This window comes from Falsiroseomonas sp. E2-1-a20, assembly GCF_051433195.1.
Lineage (GTDB): Bacteria > Pseudomonadota > Alphaproteobacteria > Acetobacterales > Acetobacteraceae > Falsiroseomonas.
In genome coordinates this window covers 25,154-40,628 of the sequence record NZ_JBHMFT010000025.1, presented here as the reverse complement: position 1 = coordinate 40,628, position 15,475 = coordinate 25,154, and the positions used below count along the sequence as shown (strand labels likewise).

The following is a 15,475-nucleotide window of genomic DNA, read 5'->3' as shown; positions in this document are numbered from 1 at the left end:
AAGGGTCTAGGCTTTCTGCCGACCCAGTCCCTGCGAAGGAAGCGCCATGACCCCGCCGCGCAATTCGAACGCCGCCCGCGATATCGCGAATGTGCTGCACCCCTATACCGACCACCGCGCCCATGCCGTGAACGGCCCGCTGGTGATCGCGCGCGGCGAAGGCGTGCGGGTGTGGGACGACCAGGGCAAGGAATACATCGAGGCGGTGGCCGGGCTGTGGTGCGCCTCGCTCGGCTTCGACAACAAGCGGCTGGCGGAAGCCGCCTACACGCAGATGAAGAAGCTGCCCTTCTACCATTCCTTCACGGCGAAGTCGCACGAGCCGCTGATCGACCTGTCCGAGATGCTGATCGAGCGGGCGCCCTGCCCGATGAGCAAGGTGTTCTATGCGAACAGCGGGTCGGAGGCGAACGACACCGCGCTGAAGATGGTGTGGTACTACAACAACGCGGTCGGGCGGCCGGAGAAGAAGAAGGTCATCTCCCGCCTCAAGGCCTATCACGGCATCACCATCGCGGCCGGGTCGCTGACCGGGCTGCCGGTGAACCACAAGATGTTCGACCTGCCGGTCTCCGACCGCTTCATCCATGTCTCGACGCCGCACCACTACCACGGCGCCAAGCCCGGCGAATCCGAGGAGGACTTTGCCACGCGGCTGGCGGCGGAGCTGGAGGAGACCATCGTGCGGGAGGGGCCGGAGACGGTGGCGGCGTTCTTCGCCGAGCCGGTGATGGGCGCCGGCGGCGTGATGGTCCCGCCCGCCACCTACTTCGAGAAGATCCAGGCGGTGCTGCGCCGGCACGACGTGCTGTTCGTGGCGGATGAGGTGATCTGCGGCTTCGGGCGCACCGGCAACTACTGGGGCTGCCAGACCTACGACATCACGCCGGACATCATCACCTGCGCCAAGGCGCTGAGCGCATCGTTCCTGCCGATCTCGGCCATCATCATCAACGACCGGATCTTCCAGGGCCTGGCGGATGGATCGCAGACCATCGGCACCTGGGGGCATGGCTTCACCTATTCCGGCCACCCGGTCGCCGCCGCGGTCGCGCTGGAGACGCTGAAGATCTACGACGAGCTGGACATCGTGAGCCATGTCCGCAGCGCCGGCGACCACATGCAGAAGGCGCTGCGCGCGCGCTTCGAGGGGCATCCGCTGGTGGGCGAGGTGCGCGGGATCGGCATGGTCGCGGCGATCGAGCTGGTGGCGGACAAGGCGAACCACAAGAACTTCGAGGCCTCCGCCAAGGTCGGGCCGCGCCTGGCCAAGGCCGGCGAGCAGGAGGGCGTGATCCTGCGCGGGCTGGCGAACGACACCATCGCCTTCTCGCCGCCGCTGATCATGAACGTCGACGAGATCGACCAGATGGTGGAGCGGACGGCGCGGGCGCTGGACAATGTCGCGGTGCAGCTGCGGCGGGAGAGCCTGACGGTGGTGTGAGGGCGGGCGGGGACCCCCTCACCCCGACGGCGCACTGCGCCGGCGCTCTCCCCCTTATAGGGGGAGAGGGCTTAGCGGGCGCGGCTGATGCAGAACTCGACGATGCCGGCCAGCGCGCGGCGTTCGCGGCATTCGGGGAAGATGGACAGGGCTTCGAGCGAGGCCTCGCCGTAGTGGCGGGCGCGTTCGACCGTGTCGGCGAAGCCGCGGTGCTTCTGCATCAGGGCGATGGCCTGCGGCAGGTCGGCGTCGGTCTGGTCGCGGTCTTCCAGGGTGCGGCGCCAGAAGGCGCGTTCGGCCTCGTCGCCGCGCTGGAAGGCGAGCAGGACGGGCAGCGTGATCTTGCCCTCGCGGAAATCGTCGCCCACCGTCTTGCCGAGGGCTTCCTGTTCGGCGGAGTAGTCGAGCGCATCGTCGATGAGCTGGAAGGCGACGCCGAGGTTGTGGCCGTAGGCCCGCAACGCGGCCTGCTGCGCCACGCCGCAATCGGCGACGATGGCGCCGACCTCGGTCGCGGCGGCGAACAGGGCGGCGGTCTTGCCCTCGATGACGGCGAGGTACTGCGCTTCCGTCGTCGCGGTGTCGTTCTGCGTGATGAGCTGCAGGACCTCACCCTCCGCGATGGTGGCCGACGCGGTGGCCAGGATGCCGAGGACTTCGAGCGAGCCGTCCTCGACCATCAGTTGGAAGGCGCGGGCGAACAGGAAATCGCCGACCAGGACCGATGGCTTGTTGCCGAACAGCGCGTTGGCGCTGGCCTGGCCGCGCCGCAGCGCGCTTTCGTCGACGACGTCGTCATGCAGCAGCGTCGCGGTGTGGATGAACTCGACGCAGGCGGCGAGGGCCACGTGGCGCTGGCCCTCGCGGTAGCCGGCAAGCTTGGCCGCGGCCAGCGTCAGCAGCGGGCGCAGGCGCTTGCCGCCGGCGGCGACGATGTGGGCGGCGAGCTGCGGGATCAGCGCCACCGGGCTCTGCATGCGCTCGACGATCAGCCGGTTGCAGGATTCGAGGTCGCGCTGCACCAGGGCCATCAGGGTGGCGAGGGCATCCTCGCCCCGGATCGCCTCCGGTGCATCATCGGTGCTGGGCGCGACAGGCAGATCCACGCGGTATTGACCTCGGTTCGTTGCCGGGCAACTTAGCTACGCCCCCCCCAAGGGGCAAGGCTACCGCCCTGTCGGGCGGCGGCAAGGCAAGCGGACGGGAAAGCCAGGATGCGGGTGCTGCTGGCGACGACGAACCCGATCCGCCTGTCCTTCCTCATGGCCCTGCTGCGCGACGCGGGCTATGCGCCGGTGGTGCTCGATGGGCATGTGAGTGCCATCGAGGGGGGCATCGGCATCTTCCCGCGACGGCTCGCGGTGCCCGAGGACCAGGCGGTGGGGGCGCGGCGATTGCTGGCCGAGGCCGGAGAGTCGGATGGACTCGCCTGAACTGACCGAGGATGCGCTGCTCGGCGGCCGGGTGCGGCTGCAGCAGCGGCGGGACGGGCTGCGTGCCGGGCATGACGCGGTGCTGCTGGCGGCCGCGGTGCCGGCGCGGCCGGGCGATGTGGTGCTGGAGGCGGGGTGCGGCAGCGGCGCGGTGTTCCTGTGCCTGCTGGCCCGGGTGCCTGGACTTTCCGTGGTGGCGGTGGAGCGCGATGCCGGGCTGGCCGCCCTGGCGCGCGAAAATGCGGCGCGCAGCGGTTTCGCGGACGTCGTGACGGTGCTGGAGGGCGATGTGGCCGACGCGGCGTTGCGGACGGCCCTGCCCCGGGTCGCGCATGCCTTTGCCAACCCGCCCTATTGGCCGGCGGGAACGCCGCCGCCAGGGGCGCTGCGGGCCGGGGCGACGCATGCGGATGACGTGCCCCTGGTGGCCTGGGCCAGCTTCCTGGCGGCCAGGCTCGCGCACCAGGGCAGCGTGACGCTGGTGCTGCCGGCCGCCCGATTCGCGGATGGGCTGGGTGCCTTGGCCGGTGCCGGCTGCGGCAGTCTGGCGCTGCTGCCGCTATGGCCGCGCCAGGGCGCGGCGGCCCGGCGGGTGCTGCTGGCGGGCCGGCGGGGCGGGCGTGGCCCGGCGCGGGTGCTGCCGGGGTTGGTGCTACACGGCGAGGGTGCGGGCGCCGATCCAGTGCTGCGGGATGCGGCGGCGCTGCCGATCTAGGGCGCATTTTCCCCGTCGTCAGGCGTATCCGCCTGACTTGAAAATGCTTCAGCTTTCGTTCGCCTCCGGGTGGCGCAGCAGCCACAGGCGTTCATGCGCCGCGACCAGGCTTTCCATGTTCTTGCGGCGGTTGACGTCGGGCGCCACCGGGCGACGCGTCAGCATCATCTCCAGGATCCGCAGCAACTCCTCCGCCACCTCGAAATCGCCCTGGTCGCAGGCGTGGTGGAAGGCGATCAGGATCTTGTCGGACAGCCGCCTGGTGTGGCGGGGCGGGTTCGACGACGCGATTCGGGCATCGCGGCCGGACGGCTCCCGTTCCTCGTCGGACATGCGGAATGCGGCTCCATAGTTCGGCACCGGGGGCCGGTGCAGTGGCAGGACATTAGCCAGTGTTAGGCCCGGCCGGAACCCTCCGCGACGCTGACGCCGGTCGCAGAGAGGTCAAAGCCGAGCAAGCCGGCTTGATCAGACCGGGCGAAGATGCGCGCGGACCGACTGGGCGATGGCCTCAGGCGTGGTTTCGGGCCGGAACAGGGTGCGGACCCGGCCATCCGGGCCGACCAGGTAGATGAAGGAGGAGTGGTCCATCAGGTAGGCCGACATCTCCGGCCGCTGCGCCTTGGCATAATAGACGCGGTAGGCGCGGGCGGCGGCGGCGACCTGTTCCGGCGTGCCGGTCAGGCCGACCATGCGGGGGTGGAAGCGGGTGACGTAGTCGGCCAGCGCCTCCGGCGTGTCCCGCTCCGGGTCGATGGTGATGAGCATGGGCGTCACCTGCGCGCCCTGGTCCTCCAGCGCATCGATGGCGCTGGCGATGGTGCCGAGTTCGGTGGGGCAGACATCGGGGCAGTAGGTGAAGCCGAAATAGACCAGCAGGAAGCGGCCGGCGAAATCGGCCTCCGTCACCGGCTTGCCGGTCTGGTCCACCAGGCTGAACGGGCCGCCGAGGGCGAGGCCCTGCGGCAGCTGCACGCCGCCGGCGGAGGGGGCGGGCATGTCGGCGCCGACGAAGCTGCCGATGCGGCGGAGGAAGGCATCCGCGATTCCCTCATCCGGGTCGCGGCCGAGCCAGGCGGCGGTCCAGAGGCCGCCGAGGAACAGCAGGAGGATCAGGGCGAGGACACGGATCGCGACGAGCATGGCATGGGAGATAGGCGCGGCGGGCGGCGGCGTCCACGGGACAGGCGTCGCACAACCGGCACGGCGCGTGGTTCGTTAGCACGTTCAGGTCAGCCGGGCGGGCACGGAGGTTGGGATGGGCGGGCAGCGTGATGAGGAATTGCCGGAAAGCGGCCTGCGGCTTCCGCCGAACCCTGTCCTGCCGGTGACGCCGGGGGAGACGATCACGGTGCTTGTGCATTTCCACCGGGCGGAGATCGGGCGGATGACCGGCTGGCGGGACCGGATCGACCTGACCTCCAACTGGGCGATCACGGTGGTGGCGGGCATGCTGTCCGTGTCCCTGTCCACGCCGGCGGCGCATCACGGCGTGCTGCTGTTCGCCATGGTGCTGGTGATGCTGCTGCTGTCGATCGAGGCGCGGCGCTACCGGTTCTTCGACGTCTACCGGACGCGGGTGCGGCGGCTGGAGCGGCACTACTACGCGCAGGTCTTCGCGCCGCGGCCGGATGTCGACGCGGATTGGGGGGAGCGCATGGCGGCCGACCTGCGCGAGCCGCGGTTCCTGATCTCGCGGCGCACGGCGATGTCGCGGCGGCTGCGGCGGAACTATTTCTGGATGTTCCTGGTGCTGCTGGCGGCGTGGGTGCTGAAGATCTCGTCGTCCTGGCTGTTGCAGGATTCGGTGCTGGTGGATCCGGCCCGGCCGGTGCCGGACCTGGTGCAGAACCTGGCGCTGGGACCGGTGCCGGGATGGCTGGTGCTGGCGGGGGTGGGCACGTTCTACGGCTGGGTGGTGTACGCGACGTTCCGGCCGAGTGCGAAGCTGGGGGAGTTGGCGCACGGGGATGTGCATGTGTGAGGGGGGGGTGGGTGACGCGGCCCCCCTCACCGAACCCTCTCCCCCCAAGCGGGGGGAGAGGGCTTTTCGTTAGCGGAGGGCGATTTCGCCTTCGGGCTGGGCGGTGGTGAAGGTGCTGTCGCCGAAGGCTTCTTCCCAGGTGCCGGTGGTGCTGGCCTTGGAGTATTCGGTGGCGCGGTTCTCGAAGAAGTTGGTGTGCTCGATGGCGTTGAGCATTTCATCCAGCCAGGGCAGCGGGTTGCGCTCGATATTGTAGAGCGGCTCCAGGCCGAGCTGCTGCAGGCGGCGGTCGGCAATGTAGCGGATGTAGGTTTTGGTCTGTGCCGCATCGAGACCCTCGACACCGCCGAGTTCGAAGGCCAGGTCGATGAAGGCGTCCTCGTGCTCGACGATGGTCGAGCAGATCTGGGCCAGGTCGCGCTTCAGTTCCTCGGTCCAGATCTCCGGGTTTTCCTGCACGAAGGTGCGGAACAGGCGGATGACGGACAGGCAGTGCAGGGTTTCGTCGCGGACGGACCAGGAGACGATCTGGCCCATGCCCTTCATCTTGTTGAAGCGCGGGAAATTCATGAGGATGGCGAAGGAGGCAAAGAGCTGCAGGCCTTCGGTGAAGGCGCCGAAGGCGGCGAGCGTCTTGGCGATCTCGGTCTTGTTCTCGACCGAGAAGTTCTGCATGTAGTCGTACTTGTCCTTCATCTCCTTGTACTTGAGGAAGGCCGTGTATTCGATCTCGGGCATGCCGATGGTGTCGAGCAGGTGCGAGTAGGCGGCGATGTGGATCGTCTCCGTGTTGGAGAAGGCCGACATCATCATCAGCACTTCGGTCGGTTTGAAGACCTGGCTGTACTGCTTCATGTAGCAGTTGTTCACCTCGACATCCGCCTGGGTGAAGAAGCGGAAGATCTGCGTCAGCAGGTTCTTCTCACCTGTCGAGAGGTTCTTCTGCCAGTCCTTCACGTCGTCGGCCAGCGGCACCTCTTCCGGCAGCCAGTGGATGCGCTGCTGCTGCAACCAGGCCTCATAGGCCCAGGGGTAGCGGAAGGGCTTGTAGACCGGGTTCGCTGTCAGCAGGTCGAAGCGGATGTGCGCCGGAGCCTGGGGGAGTGTGTCGCGGGGGAAGCTGTCATCGGGCATGGGAATTCTCGCCGGTCATTCTGGGGGTGTTGCGGGCGGCCAGCAGGTCGATCTCGGCGACGAGGCGGCGGATTTCGTCCACCGGCCCGCGCAGTTCCAGCATCCGGTCCAGGTCGCGCTCGAGGTCGCGCCGCCTGGCCAGCAGGGCGCTGTCCGGCGCTATTGGCATGCGAGGCATTCCTCGTAGTCGTTCCCATTCTCGGAGGGCGGTGCGGCGCGGACGAGAACCCGGGCCACCTCGTCCTTGTGCAGCGTCATCACGTCGGACTGGCCGACCACCTTGGCGCTGATGGTGTCGGCCCGCTGGATGGAAAGGCTGCGGCAATAATAAAGTGACTTCAGGCCCTTCTTCCAGGCGGTGAAGTGGATCTGGTGCAGGTCCTTCTTGCTGACATCGGCCGGCAGGAAGACGTTCACCGACTGCGATTGGCAGATGAAGGGCGTGCGGTCCGCCGCGTGCTCGATGACCCAGCGCTGGTCGAGTTCGAAGGCGGTCTTGAAGGTCAGGCGTTCCTGGTCGGTCAGGAAGTCCAGATGCTGCACGCTGCCCTTGGTGACGGTGATGCTGGTCCAGGTGTCGTCGTCGTCCCGGCCGTGCTTCGCCAGCACCTTCTTCAGATGCGGGTTGCGGACGATGTAGCTGCCGGACAGCGTCTTGTGGTTGTAGACATTGGCCGCGATCGGCTCGATGCCCGGGGAGGCGCCGCCGCAGATGATGGAGATGCTGGCGGTGGGTGCGATCGCGATCTTGTTCGAGAAGCGCTCCATGAAGCCGTATTCGGCGGCGTCCGGGCAGGCGCCGCGTTCCTCGGCCAGGATGCGGCTGGCGAGGTCGGCCTGTTCGCGGACGTGCTTGAACATCCGCTTGTTCCAGACTTTTGCGATCGCGCTCTCGAAGGGCACGTTCAGGGCCTGCAGGAACGAATGGAAACCCATGACGCCGAGGCCGACCGAGCGCTCGCGCATCGCGCTGTAGCGGGCGCGCGCCATGCTGTCGGGTGCCGAGTCGATGAAGGACTGGAGGACGTTGTCGAGGAACCGCATCACGTCGGGGATGAAGCGGGGATGGTCCTTCCACTCGAACCAGGTCTCGCAGTTCAATGAGGACAGGCAGCAGACGGCGGTGCGTTCCATGCCGTGCTGGTCGGTGCCGGTCGGCAGGGTGATTTCGGAACAGAGGTTGGAGGTCTTCACCTCCAGGCCCGAGAGCTTGTGGTGTTCCGGACGGGCGCGGTTCACGTGGTCGGAGTAGATGATGTAGGGCTCGCCGGTCTCGATGCGCGCGGTCAGGATGCGGATCCAGATGGCGCGCGCGGAGACCTTGCGCATCAGGGCGCCGTCCTTGGGCGAGACCAGGGCCCATTCCTCATCGGCCTCGACGGCGCGCATGAAGGCGTCCGACAGCAGCACGCCGTGGTGCAGGTTCAGCGCCTTGCGATTCGGGTCGCCACCGGTCGGGCGGCGCATTTCGAGGAATTCCTCGATCTCCGGGTGGTTGACCGGCAGGTAGCAGGCCGCCGAGCCGCGGCGCAGGCTGCCCTGGCTGATCGCGAGCGTCAGACTGTCCATGACGCGGATGAAGGGGATGACGCCGGAGGTCTTGCCGTTGCGACCGACCTTCTCGCCGATGCCGCGCAGGTTGCCCCAGTAGGAGCCGATGCCGCCGCCCTTGGCGGCGAGCCAGACATTCTCGTTCCACAGGCCGACGATGCCGTCGAGGCTGTCCGACGCCTCGTTCAGGAAGCAGGAAATGGGCAGGCCGCGGGTGGTGCCGCCGTTGGACAGGACCGGAGTCGCCGGCATGAACCAGAGGCGGGAGATGTAGTCGTAGATGCGCTGGGCGTGGGCGGCGTCGTCGCCATAGGCGGAGGCGACGCGGGCGAACAGGTCCTGGTAGGATTCGCCGGGCAGCAGGTAGCGGTCGTCGAGGGTCGCCTTGCCGAAATCGGTCAGCAGGGCGTCCCGCGAACGATCGATTCGGACCTGGCCATGGCCTTCAAGCTGAACTGCATCAAACACGACCAACCCCCCGAAATGGCTGCGAAGCGGTGCAGCGACTCCCCCAGGCCGCGGAGAATGCCCCGGCCGGCGCGCTGTAACAAGATGTAGTGTTGCCACACCCCTACCAACACCAAATGCGCGGCCAAGTTCGCTCTTGCATTTCGGCAGCCGGTTCGGGCAGCCCAGCCATGTTCGTCTTTCGTTCATCTTTGTAGCGCAGGATCAAAGCACCTGTCGCGTCTTCTTAAGGGGTCCAGCACGGTCATCCCCAACATCCCCGCAATCCACAGCCCGCCACCTGCGGCGATGACGATAGGTCGACACGGGCGAAACCAACGGTGAAACCCAGGTGAAACGGTCCGGCCTCAGATTGACCCTCCACCCGGAGGATCATCCATGCCGACCCGCCGCCGCGACGCCTCGGTCTTCCTGCAGCGCGTGGCGTTCGGCCTGCTGGCGACCGTGCCGCTGATCACGGCGGCGCCGCTGCGCCCTGCCCTGGCGCAGGCGGCGGTGGAGGTGCGCCTGTTCCGGATCATGACGATTCGGGAGGATCTGGTGCTGGGCCTGATGCCGGCGGAACTCGCCGCGCTGGGCAGCGGGCCGGAGGTCGATGTGCTGGCGCGGCACATCGTGGCGGCCGGGCAGTTGACGGGCTGGCGCTACGTGGTGGGACGGGGGCCGGATGGCGGCACGCGGCTGGCGGCGCGCGACCGGGTGGCGGTGCTGCGGCAGGATGCGCTGACGGTGGAGCCCTATCGCGCCGCGCTGCCGGTGCTGCCGCCGCCGCGCTGATCTTTTCGCGGATTGGGGGATGCGCGGCGGCGCGTGCCGCGCTTTGATCGGGGCTCGTCGCAGGAGACCCCGCCATGACCTCGATCCGTCGCCGCAGCGCCCTGGCGTTGCCCCTCGCTGCCCTCGCCGGCCCGGCGCTGGCGCAAGGCAGCGCGGCCCCGGCCAATTGGCCGACGCGGCCGATCCGCATCGTGGTGCCGTTCGGCACCGGCGGCGGCACGGACATCACCACGCGGGTGCTGGCGCCGAAGCTGTCCGAGATCTTGGGCCAGACGGTGGTGATCGAGAACCGGCCGGGCGCGGGCGGGACGCTGGGGGCCGATGTGGTGGCGAAGGCGGCGCCGAATGGCGAGACCTTCCTGCTGGCGACGGTATCCAACATGGCGCTGGCGATCGGGCTGTATTCCCGCCTGCCCTATGATCCGCTGAAGGATTTCGTCTCCATCGCGCCGACGGTGTTCATCCCGATCGGCATGGCGATCTCGGCCAAGCTCGGCGTGCGCACGGCGCAGGAGTTCATCGCGCTGCTGCGGGCCAATCCGGGCAAGTATTCGTATGGCAGCGCGGGGGCCGGAACCTCGGGGCACATCGCATCCTCGGCCTTCCTGTCGCGCATCGGGGCGACGGCGGAGCATATTCCCTACCGCAATCCGGGGCAGACGTACCTGGCCCTGCAACAGGGCGAGATCGCCTTCACCAGCGACATCCCCTCCATCCTCGCGCCGTTCCACCAGGCCGACACGGCGCGGCTGATCTTCGTCGCGACCGAGGAGCGCAGCCCGCAGGTGCCGGAGGTGCCGACGGCGCGGGAAGTCGGGCTCGGCGACTACAAGGCGTATTCCTGGTACGGCATCTATGCGCCGGCGGGCACGCCGCGGCCGATCGTGGAGCGCATGGCGCAGGCGATCGAGCAGGCATTGTCGGACCCCGCGATCGGGCAGCGCTTCGACCAGATGGGCACGCCGGCGATGCGGGGGTGGACGCCGCAGCGCTTCGAGGATTTCCTGAAGGCCGAGATCGACCTGTGGCTGCCGCTGGTGCGGGCTTCCGGGGCGCGGGCGGATTGAGGAGGGATACGGACGATGCCGCATGACGGGCATGACCACAGCCATGAGACGCCGCCGGATGATGGCTGGAAGCACACCGGCGTCCGGGTGATCCCGGCCGACAGCCTGGATGTGAACACGGCGCAGACGCCGGGGATGAACCGCGCCGCGGCGATCAACTTCGCCCGCGTCGGCGCGCAGAAGATCTGGGCGGGGACGGTGCACATCCACGCCAATGCGAAGACCGGCGCGCACCACCACGGCGCGCTGGAGTCCGTGATCTACATCATCAAGGGCCGCGCCCGGATGCGCTGGGGGGAGAGACTGGAATTCGTGGCCGAGGCTGGGCCGGGCGACTTCATCTTCGTGCCGCCCTATGTGCCGCATCAGGAAATCAACGCGAGCACGGACGAGACGCTGGAATGCGTGCTGGTGCGCAGCGACAACGAGGCGGTGGTGGTGAACCTCGACATCGAAGCGGTGGAGAAGCCGGAGTCGGTGGCGTGGGTGGATCCGATCCACAAGGCGCCCTGAGGCCTCGCGGAGCTATCCGGCGGCGGGCGTGGCCAGCATCTCCGCCGCCCGGTCCGCGGCATCCTGGTAGGGCAGCAGGACCAGGTCGGCGCCGCGGCCGCGCAGCCCCTGCGCCTCGGCCTCCGCATTCGCCGTGACGGCGATCCGGCCGGCGAAATGCTGGTCCCGCAGGGCCTCGATCAGCGCCAGGCGGTGGTCCTCATGCGTCACGCCGCCGGTCCGGCCAGGAATGGAGGACACGGCCCAGCGCGCGGTGGACAGCGGCAGGGAGGCGATGAGTTCCGGGTCGGAGGCATCGCCATAGACCGCCTCGAAGCCCTCGGCCTGCCAGTGGCGCACCGCCTCCGGGTCGAAATCGACGCCGAGCACCGTGAGGCCGCGGTCGCGCAGGTGCCGCGCGATGCCGCCGCCGAAGCGGCCGAGGCCGAACAGCACGACATCCGCGGTGCCCTCGATGTGCGTCGCATCGCCGGCCTCCTGCGCTTCGCGCCAAGGATGGGCACGCTCGAAGGGCCGCAGCGGGCGGTCGAGCCAGGCGGCCAGGCGGTGCGAGTAGGTGATCATGTAGGTGGACAGCGCGATGGTCACGAGGCCGACCAGGGTGACGAGGCCGAGCGCCGGTTCCGCCACATGGCCGAGGGCGACGCCCATCGCCATGAAGATCAGCGAGAACTCGCTGATCTGCGCCACCGTCAGCCCGGCCAGCAGCCCGGTGCGGCGGCGGTAGCCCATGTAGCCCATGATCGCCACGACGATCAGCGGATTGCCCACCAGCACGAAGACCGAGAGCGCCAGCGCGGCGCCGACCTGTTCGCCCATGGATGCCAGGTCGAGCCGCGCGCCGAGGCCGATGAAGAAGAACAGCAGCAGGAAGTCGCGCAGGCTGGACAGGCGCGCGGCGATCGCCTCCCGGTACGGGGTCGAGGCGAGGGAGACGCCGGCGAGCAGCCCGCCCAGTTCCTTGCCGAGGCCGACGTAGTCGCCGATCGCGGCCAGCAGCGCCGCCCAGCCGATGGCGAAGCCGGCGAGCAGTTCCGGGGCGCGGGCCAGCCGCGCGGTCAGCGGCCCGGCGACGAAGCGGATGATGAGGCCGACGGCGAGCAGCATCGCGACGCCGCCGGCGACGACACGGGCCAGCCCGGCCATGGCCGAGGCCTCCCCGGTTCCTGCCGCCAGCGCCGAGACCACCACCATGGCCAGCACCACGAAGATGTCCTGCACGATCAGGAAGCCGAGCGCGATGCGGCCGTGCAGGCTGTCGATCTCGCGTTTGTCGGACAGCAGCTTCACGATGATGATGGTGCTGGAGAAGGTCAGCGCCACCGCCACGTACAGGCTCTCCAGCGCCCCGAGGCCCAGCAGCAGGCAGAGCAGGTAGCCGATGGACGCGGTGAAGGCGACCTGGCCGAGGCCGGTGGCCAGCGCCACGCGGCCCAGGCTGCGGACCAGGGAGAGATCCAGCTTCAGGCCGACCAGGAACAACAGCACGGCGATGCCGAGTTCCGACAGCAGGGCGATGTGCTCGTCGGAACGCGCGACGCCCAGCGCCGCGGGGCCGGCCAGGATGCCGGCGCCGAGCAGGCCGACGATCAGCGGCTGGCGCAGCATCAGCGCAACCAGTCCGACCGCGGCGCCCAGCATCAGGAGCGCGGCGACTTCGTAGAAAACGGAGGTTGCGAGAATGGCTTCCACGCCTGGCTCCCCCCTATGCCGCTCGTCCGGTCATGCCGGCGCCTCGGGCGGGACCACGAGCGCATCGCAGGTCGCCTCCGCCAGCAGTTCCGCCGCGACGCTGCCGAGTACGGCCCGGCGCAGTCCGGTGGCGCCGGAGGTGCCCAGCACCAGCAGGTCCGGCCGCAGGCGGTCGGCCCATTCCTTGATGACGGTGGCCGGGCGTCCCGCCACAACGCAGGTTTCCGGCCGGCGCGGCAGGCCGAGGCCGTCGACGAAGCTTTCCAGCGCCGCGGCAGCCTCCCGCGCCGCAGCGCTTCGATGCGCGGCCACGGCGTCCTCGGGCACATCGGCCATGGCCATGGCCGACATGCCCGGGGTCTCGAAGGCGTGCAGCACGGTCAGTTCGGCACCCTCCGTCAGGCCGAGGTCGACGGCGGCTCGCAAGGCGCGCGCCGCATGGGCGGACAGGTCCACCGCCGCCAGCAGGTGGCGATAGGGGGCGGCGGGTGGTGCCCGCACCACCAGGAGCGGGCGGTGGCCGTGGCGCAGCACGCGTTCCATCGTGGTGCCGATGAAGATGTCGCGCAGCAGGCGCCGGCGCGGCGCGCCGAGGATGAGGAGGTCCACCGCTTCGGCCTCGGCAATGCGCAGGATGGCCTCGAAGGGGTCGCCATCCTCCAGCACCGGGCGGCAGGCGGCGAGCGGGGGCAGCGCCGCGGCCTGCGCCTGCAGCACCGGCAGCGCCTCCCGCCGCTCGGCGGCGATCAGGCTGCGGGGCTGGTCGTCGTTGACGGCGTGCAGCAGGATCAGTTCGGCGCCGCTGGCCTGGGCCAGCAGGGCGGCGCGGCCGAGCGCGCGGTCGGATCGGGCGGACAGGTCGGTCGCCGCCAGCAGGCGCCGGCGGCGGGCGGGTTTGGCCAGATCGGTGCCTGTCATCGGCGCGCCATCATCCTCCGTCAGCCGCGCACGCCGCACCAGTCCGCGATGAAGGCGGCGATGGTCAGGGTGCAGGTCTTGAGATCCGCCAGCGAGGTGCGCTCGTCGAAGCCATGCGCCATCTCGCCCTTCGGGCCGTAGCACAGGCCGGGGATGGCGAAGTACAGGCCATAGTAGCGGGTGTCGTTGACGGCGGTGGACAGCCGCGCGGGCATCTCCCCGCCATGCACCGCGGCGTGGGCGGCGGCGAGCACGGCCTCGGCCTCGGAGCCGGGTTCCAGCACGTAGGGGTCGGTCTGGAAGCCGTGGAAGGTGATCTCGGGCGGGTTGTTGGCGAGGAAGGCATCGCCCTTGGCCGCCGCCTTCACCGCGGCCTCCACGCCCGCCATCGCCTGTTCGGGGGTGGTGCCGGGCAGCAGGCCGATGCGGCAGTCGACCTCGCACCAGGCGGGGGTGGAGGAGGCCCAGTCGCCGCCGCGGATGATGCCGGGGTTGAACTTGATGGGGTCCTGCACCGGACCTCCGTACAAGGGGCCGCCGTACCAGGCGTTGTCGCGGCCAGCCTCGTTCAGCGCCCTGGTGTGGGCGTACAGCGCCTGGATCAGCGCGTAGGCGGACATGATGGCGTTGCTGCCATCCTGCGCGACCATCACGTGCACCGGCACGCCGCGCACCTTCAGGCGAAACCAGATGGTGCCGGTCTGGGCGCGGGTGATGGAATGGCCGGTGGGCTCCGGGATCAGCGCGGCGTCGGCGCGGTAGCCGCGAAGCAGCGTGGCGAGGGCGCCGTTGCCGGTCGATTCCTCCTCCGTCACCGTCTGCAGGTAGACATCCGCCGCGGGTTCCAGCCCGGCGGCGCGGATCGCGTCCATGGCGAAGACCATGGCGGCGACGCCCGCCTTCATGTCGTGCGCGCCGCGGCCGTACAGCCAGCCGTCGCGGATCGTCGCGGCATAGGGCGGATGGGTCCACATCTCGTGCGGGCCCTCCGGCACCACGTCGATGTGGCCCTGCAGGATCAGGCTGCGGCCGGTGGGATTCGTCGCGCGGTGGGTTGCCACGACCTGGACGCTGGCGGCGGGGTCGGCATCGACCATGGGGGCGGCCTTGGGGTGGTCGGGCACGTCCGCCAGGCTGAAGCGGTCCACCGCATAGTCGCGCCGGGCGAGCTGGCGGGCCATCCAGTCCTGCAACGGCGCCTCCCGCCCGCGCAGCGACGGGAAGCGGACCAGGTCCTGCAGGAAGGCGGTCTGCTGGTCGAAGCCGGCATCGACGGCGGTGCGGAGGCGGTCGAGCAGCGCGGGGTCTGGCATCGGGGGTCCACCAGGATGTGTGGCGCCAGGGTTCGCGGGGTGGCGCGTGCCGTCAAGCGTCGGGGCGTCAGGCGGGCGGCGCGGGCGGCGCGAAGGCCTCGGCGTAGGTGGCGGGGGTGAAGCCGACCAGGAGCAGCGCGCCGCGGGTCAGCACCGGGCGGCGGATCATGGCCGGCTGGGCCTGCATCAGGGCGAGGGCGCGCGGGGCGTCGAGGTCCTGGCGCGCGGCGTCGGGCAGCTTGCGGAAGGTGGTGCCGGCGCGGTTCAGCAGCGCGGCCCAGCCGAGCCGGTCCACCCAGCCTTCCAGCAGGGCGGATGGCACGCCGTGCAGGCGGTAGTCGTGGGAGCGGTGGGCGATACCGTGCGCGGCAAGCCAGGCGAGCGCGCGCTTCATCGCGTCGCAGTTGCGGATACCGTGCAGCGTCACAGGCTCATCCATTGATGATGCTTTCTTTTCATACAGGTG

General features: G+C 69.5%; 17 protein-coding genes. 7 read left to right on the top strand and 10 right to left on the bottom strand.

All coding sequences use genetic code 11. The features are described 5' to 3' along the window. The first annotated feature begins 46 nt into the window (after positions 1-46). Positions 47-1,444, top strand: a complete 1,398-nt coding sequence (locus ACFHPP_RS23270) for an aspartate aminotransferase family protein (RefSeq protein WP_437165627.1) — start codon at positions 47-49, stop codon at positions 1,442-1,444. Between the two features lie 71 nt (positions 1,445-1,515). On the opposite strand, the gene ACFHPP_RS23265 is transcribed toward ACFHPP_RS23270, so the two are convergent. Then, positions 1,516-2,475, bottom strand: coding sequence for a polyprenyl synthetase family protein (locus ACFHPP_RS23265; protein WP_437165654.1), 960 nt, complete (start codon positions 2,473-2,475; stop codon positions 1,516-1,518). Positions 2,476-2,658: 183 nt separating this feature from the next. On the opposite strand from ACFHPP_RS23265, the gene ACFHPP_RS23260 reads away from it, so the two are divergent. Both ACFHPP_RS23260 and ACFHPP_RS23255 read left to right on the top strand, forming a co-directional pair. Continuing rightward, complete coding sequence (locus ACFHPP_RS23260) at positions 2,659-2,877, top strand: putative signal transducing protein (RefSeq protein WP_437165626.1); 219 nt, start codon at positions 2,659-2,661, stop codon at positions 2,875-2,877. Beyond that, positions 2,864-3,592: a tRNA1(Val) (adenine(37)-N6)-methyltransferase gene (locus tag ACFHPP_RS23255; RefSeq protein ID WP_437165625.1), complete on the top strand. Its 729-nt coding sequence runs from the start codon at positions 2,864-2,866 to the stop codon at positions 3,590-3,592. The genes ACFHPP_RS23260 and ACFHPP_RS23255 overlap by 14 nt, the downstream gene beginning before the upstream one ends. 48 nt (positions 3,593-3,640) lie before the next feature. Here ACFHPP_RS23255 and ACFHPP_RS23250 read toward each other — a convergent pair whose 3' ends face one another. Both ACFHPP_RS23250 and ACFHPP_RS23245 read right to left on the bottom strand, forming a co-directional pair. Beyond that, on the bottom strand, positions 3,641-3,925 hold the full coding sequence (locus tag ACFHPP_RS23250) for a hypothetical protein (RefSeq protein ID WP_430667838.1): 285 nt from the start codon (positions 3,923-3,925) through the stop codon (positions 3,641-3,643). Positions 3,926-4,060: 135 nt separating this feature from the next. Continuing rightward, positions 4,061-4,735 carry an SCO family protein gene (locus ACFHPP_RS23245; RefSeq protein ID WP_437165624.1) on the bottom strand — a complete coding sequence of 225 codons (675 nt, stop codon included), beginning with the start codon at positions 4,733-4,735 and terminating at the stop codon, positions 4,061-4,063. A gap of 115 nt (positions 4,736-4,850) precedes the next feature. Between ACFHPP_RS23245 and ACFHPP_RS23240 the strand changes: the two genes are divergently transcribed. Then, on the top strand, positions 4,851-5,576 hold the full coding sequence (locus ACFHPP_RS23240) for a DUF2270 domain-containing protein (RefSeq protein ID WP_437165623.1): 726 nt from the start codon (positions 4,851-4,853) through the stop codon (positions 5,574-5,576). A 69-nt stretch (positions 5,577-5,645) separates the two neighbouring features. Here ACFHPP_RS23240 and ACFHPP_RS23235 read toward each other — a convergent pair whose 3' ends face one another. From ACFHPP_RS23235 to ACFHPP_RS23225, 3 genes are read right to left on the bottom strand one after another with little or no spacing between them, the layout of a single operon-like run. Next, positions 5,646-6,710: a ribonucleotide-diphosphate reductase subunit beta gene (locus ACFHPP_RS23235; protein WP_437165622.1), complete on the bottom strand. Its 1,065-nt coding sequence runs from the start codon at positions 6,708-6,710 to the stop codon at positions 5,646-5,648. Then, on the bottom strand, positions 6,700-6,879 hold the full coding sequence (locus tag ACFHPP_RS23230; protein WP_437165621.1) for a hypothetical protein: 180 nt from the start codon (positions 6,877-6,879) through the stop codon (positions 6,700-6,702). Before ACFHPP_RS23230 ends, ACFHPP_RS23235 begins: the two co-directional genes overlap by 11 nt. Beyond that, positions 6,870-8,729 (bottom strand): ribonucleoside-diphosphate reductase subunit alpha, encoded by a 1,860-nt coding sequence (locus tag ACFHPP_RS23225; RefSeq protein WP_430667843.1) that lies wholly within the window; start codon positions 8,727-8,729, stop codon positions 6,870-6,872. Before ACFHPP_RS23225 ends, ACFHPP_RS23230 begins: the two co-directional genes overlap by 10 nt. Before the next feature lie 378 nt (positions 8,730-9,107). On the opposite strand from ACFHPP_RS23225, the gene ACFHPP_RS23220 reads away from it, so the two are divergent. The 3 genes from ACFHPP_RS23220 (at position 9,108) to ACFHPP_RS23210 (ending at position 11,086) form a co-directional block, all read left to right on the top strand. After that, positions 9,108-9,506, top strand: coding sequence for a hypothetical protein (locus ACFHPP_RS23220; RefSeq protein ID WP_437165620.1), 399 nt, complete (start codon positions 9,108-9,110; stop codon positions 9,504-9,506). 74 nt (positions 9,507-9,580) lie between these two features. Continuing rightward, positions 9,581-10,573 carry a Bug family tripartite tricarboxylate transporter substrate binding protein gene (locus tag ACFHPP_RS23215; RefSeq protein WP_437165619.1) on the top strand — a complete coding sequence of 331 codons (993 nt, stop codon included), beginning with the start codon at positions 9,581-9,583 and terminating at the stop codon, positions 10,571-10,573. A gap of 15 nt (positions 10,574-10,588) precedes the next feature. Continuing rightward, positions 10,589-11,086: a cupin domain-containing protein gene (locus ACFHPP_RS23210; protein WP_437165618.1), complete on the top strand. Its 498-nt coding sequence runs from the start codon at positions 10,589-10,591 to the stop codon at positions 11,084-11,086. A 12-nt stretch (positions 11,087-11,098) separates the two neighbouring features. Here the strand turns inward: ACFHPP_RS23210 and ACFHPP_RS23205 are convergent, their stop codons facing one another. The 4 genes from ACFHPP_RS23205 to ACFHPP_RS23190 form a co-directional block, all read right to left on the bottom strand. Further along, positions 11,099-12,778, bottom strand: a complete 1,680-nt coding sequence (locus tag ACFHPP_RS23205; protein WP_437165617.1) for a cation:proton antiporter — start codon at positions 12,776-12,778, stop codon at positions 11,099-11,101. A 30-nt stretch (positions 12,779-12,808) separates the two neighbouring features. Further along, positions 12,809-13,696: a universal stress protein gene (locus tag ACFHPP_RS23200; protein WP_437165616.1), complete on the bottom strand. Its 888-nt coding sequence runs from the start codon at positions 13,694-13,696 to the stop codon at positions 12,809-12,811. A gap of 20 nt (positions 13,697-13,716) precedes the next feature. Beyond that, entirely contained in the window at positions 13,717-15,009 is a 1,293-nt protein-coding gene (locus ACFHPP_RS23195) for an ArgE/DapE family deacylase (protein WP_437165615.1), read from the bottom strand. A gap of 67 nt (positions 15,010-15,076) precedes the next feature. Then, positions 15,077-15,448: an arsenate reductase gene (locus tag ACFHPP_RS23190; protein WP_437165614.1), complete on the bottom strand. Its 372-nt coding sequence runs from the start codon at positions 15,446-15,448 to the stop codon at positions 15,077-15,079. Between the last annotated feature and the right edge of the window lie 27 nt (positions 15,449-15,475).

What these genes read in the sequence shown, in the direction of transcription:
- ACFHPP_RS23270 (WP_437165627.1), top strand. Translation starts at nt 47, where the DNA reads ATGACCCCGCCGCGCAATTCGAACGCCGCCCGCGATATCGCGAATGTG.
- ACFHPP_RS23265 (WP_437165654.1), bottom strand. Translation starts at nt 2,475, where the DNA reads ATGGCCCTGGTGCAGCGCGACCTCGAATCCTGCAACCGGCTGATCGTC.
- ACFHPP_RS23260 (WP_437165626.1), top strand. Translation starts at nt 2,659, where the DNA reads ATGCGGGTGCTGCTGGCGACGACGAACCCGATCCGCCTGTCCTTCCTC.
- ACFHPP_RS23255 (WP_437165625.1), top strand. Translation starts at nt 2,864, where the DNA reads ATGGACTCGCCTGAACTGACCGAGGATGCGCTGCTCGGCGGCCGGGTG.
- ACFHPP_RS23250 (WP_430667838.1), bottom strand. Translation starts at nt 3,925, where the DNA reads ATGTCCGACGAGGAACGGGAGCCGTCCGGCCGCGATGCCCGAATCGCG.
- ACFHPP_RS23245 (WP_437165624.1), bottom strand. Translation starts at nt 4,735, where the DNA reads ATGCTCGTCGCGATCCGTGTCCTCGCCCTGATCCTCCTGCTGTTCCTC.
- ACFHPP_RS23240 (WP_437165623.1), top strand. Translation starts at nt 4,851, where the DNA reads ATGGGCGGGCAGCGTGATGAGGAATTGCCGGAAAGCGGCCTGCGGCTT.
- ACFHPP_RS23235 (WP_437165622.1), bottom strand. Translation starts at nt 6,710, where the DNA reads ATGCCCGATGACAGCTTCCCCCGCGACACACTCCCCCAGGCTCCGGCG.
- ACFHPP_RS23230 (WP_437165621.1), bottom strand. Translation starts at nt 6,879, where the DNA reads ATGCCAATAGCGCCGGACAGCGCCCTGCTGGCCAGGCGGCGCGACCTC.
- ACFHPP_RS23220 (WP_437165620.1), top strand. Translation starts at nt 9,108, where the DNA reads ATGCCGACCCGCCGCCGCGACGCCTCGGTCTTCCTGCAGCGCGTGGCG.
- ACFHPP_RS23215 (WP_437165619.1), top strand. Translation starts at nt 9,581, where the DNA reads ATGACCTCGATCCGTCGCCGCAGCGCCCTGGCGTTGCCCCTCGCTGCC.
- ACFHPP_RS23210 (WP_437165618.1), top strand. Translation starts at nt 10,589, where the DNA reads ATGCCGCATGACGGGCATGACCACAGCCATGAGACGCCGCCGGATGAT.
- ACFHPP_RS23200 (WP_437165616.1), bottom strand. Translation starts at nt 13,696, where the DNA reads ATGACAGGCACCGATCTGGCCAAACCCGCCCGCCGCCGGCGCCTGCTG.
- ACFHPP_RS23195 (WP_437165615.1), bottom strand. Translation starts at nt 15,009, where the DNA reads ATGCCAGACCCCGCGCTGCTCGACCGCCTCCGCACCGCCGTCGATGCC.
- ACFHPP_RS23190 (WP_437165614.1), bottom strand. Translation starts at nt 15,448, where the DNA reads ATGGATGAGCCTGTGACGCTGCACGGTATCCGCAACTGCGACGCGATG.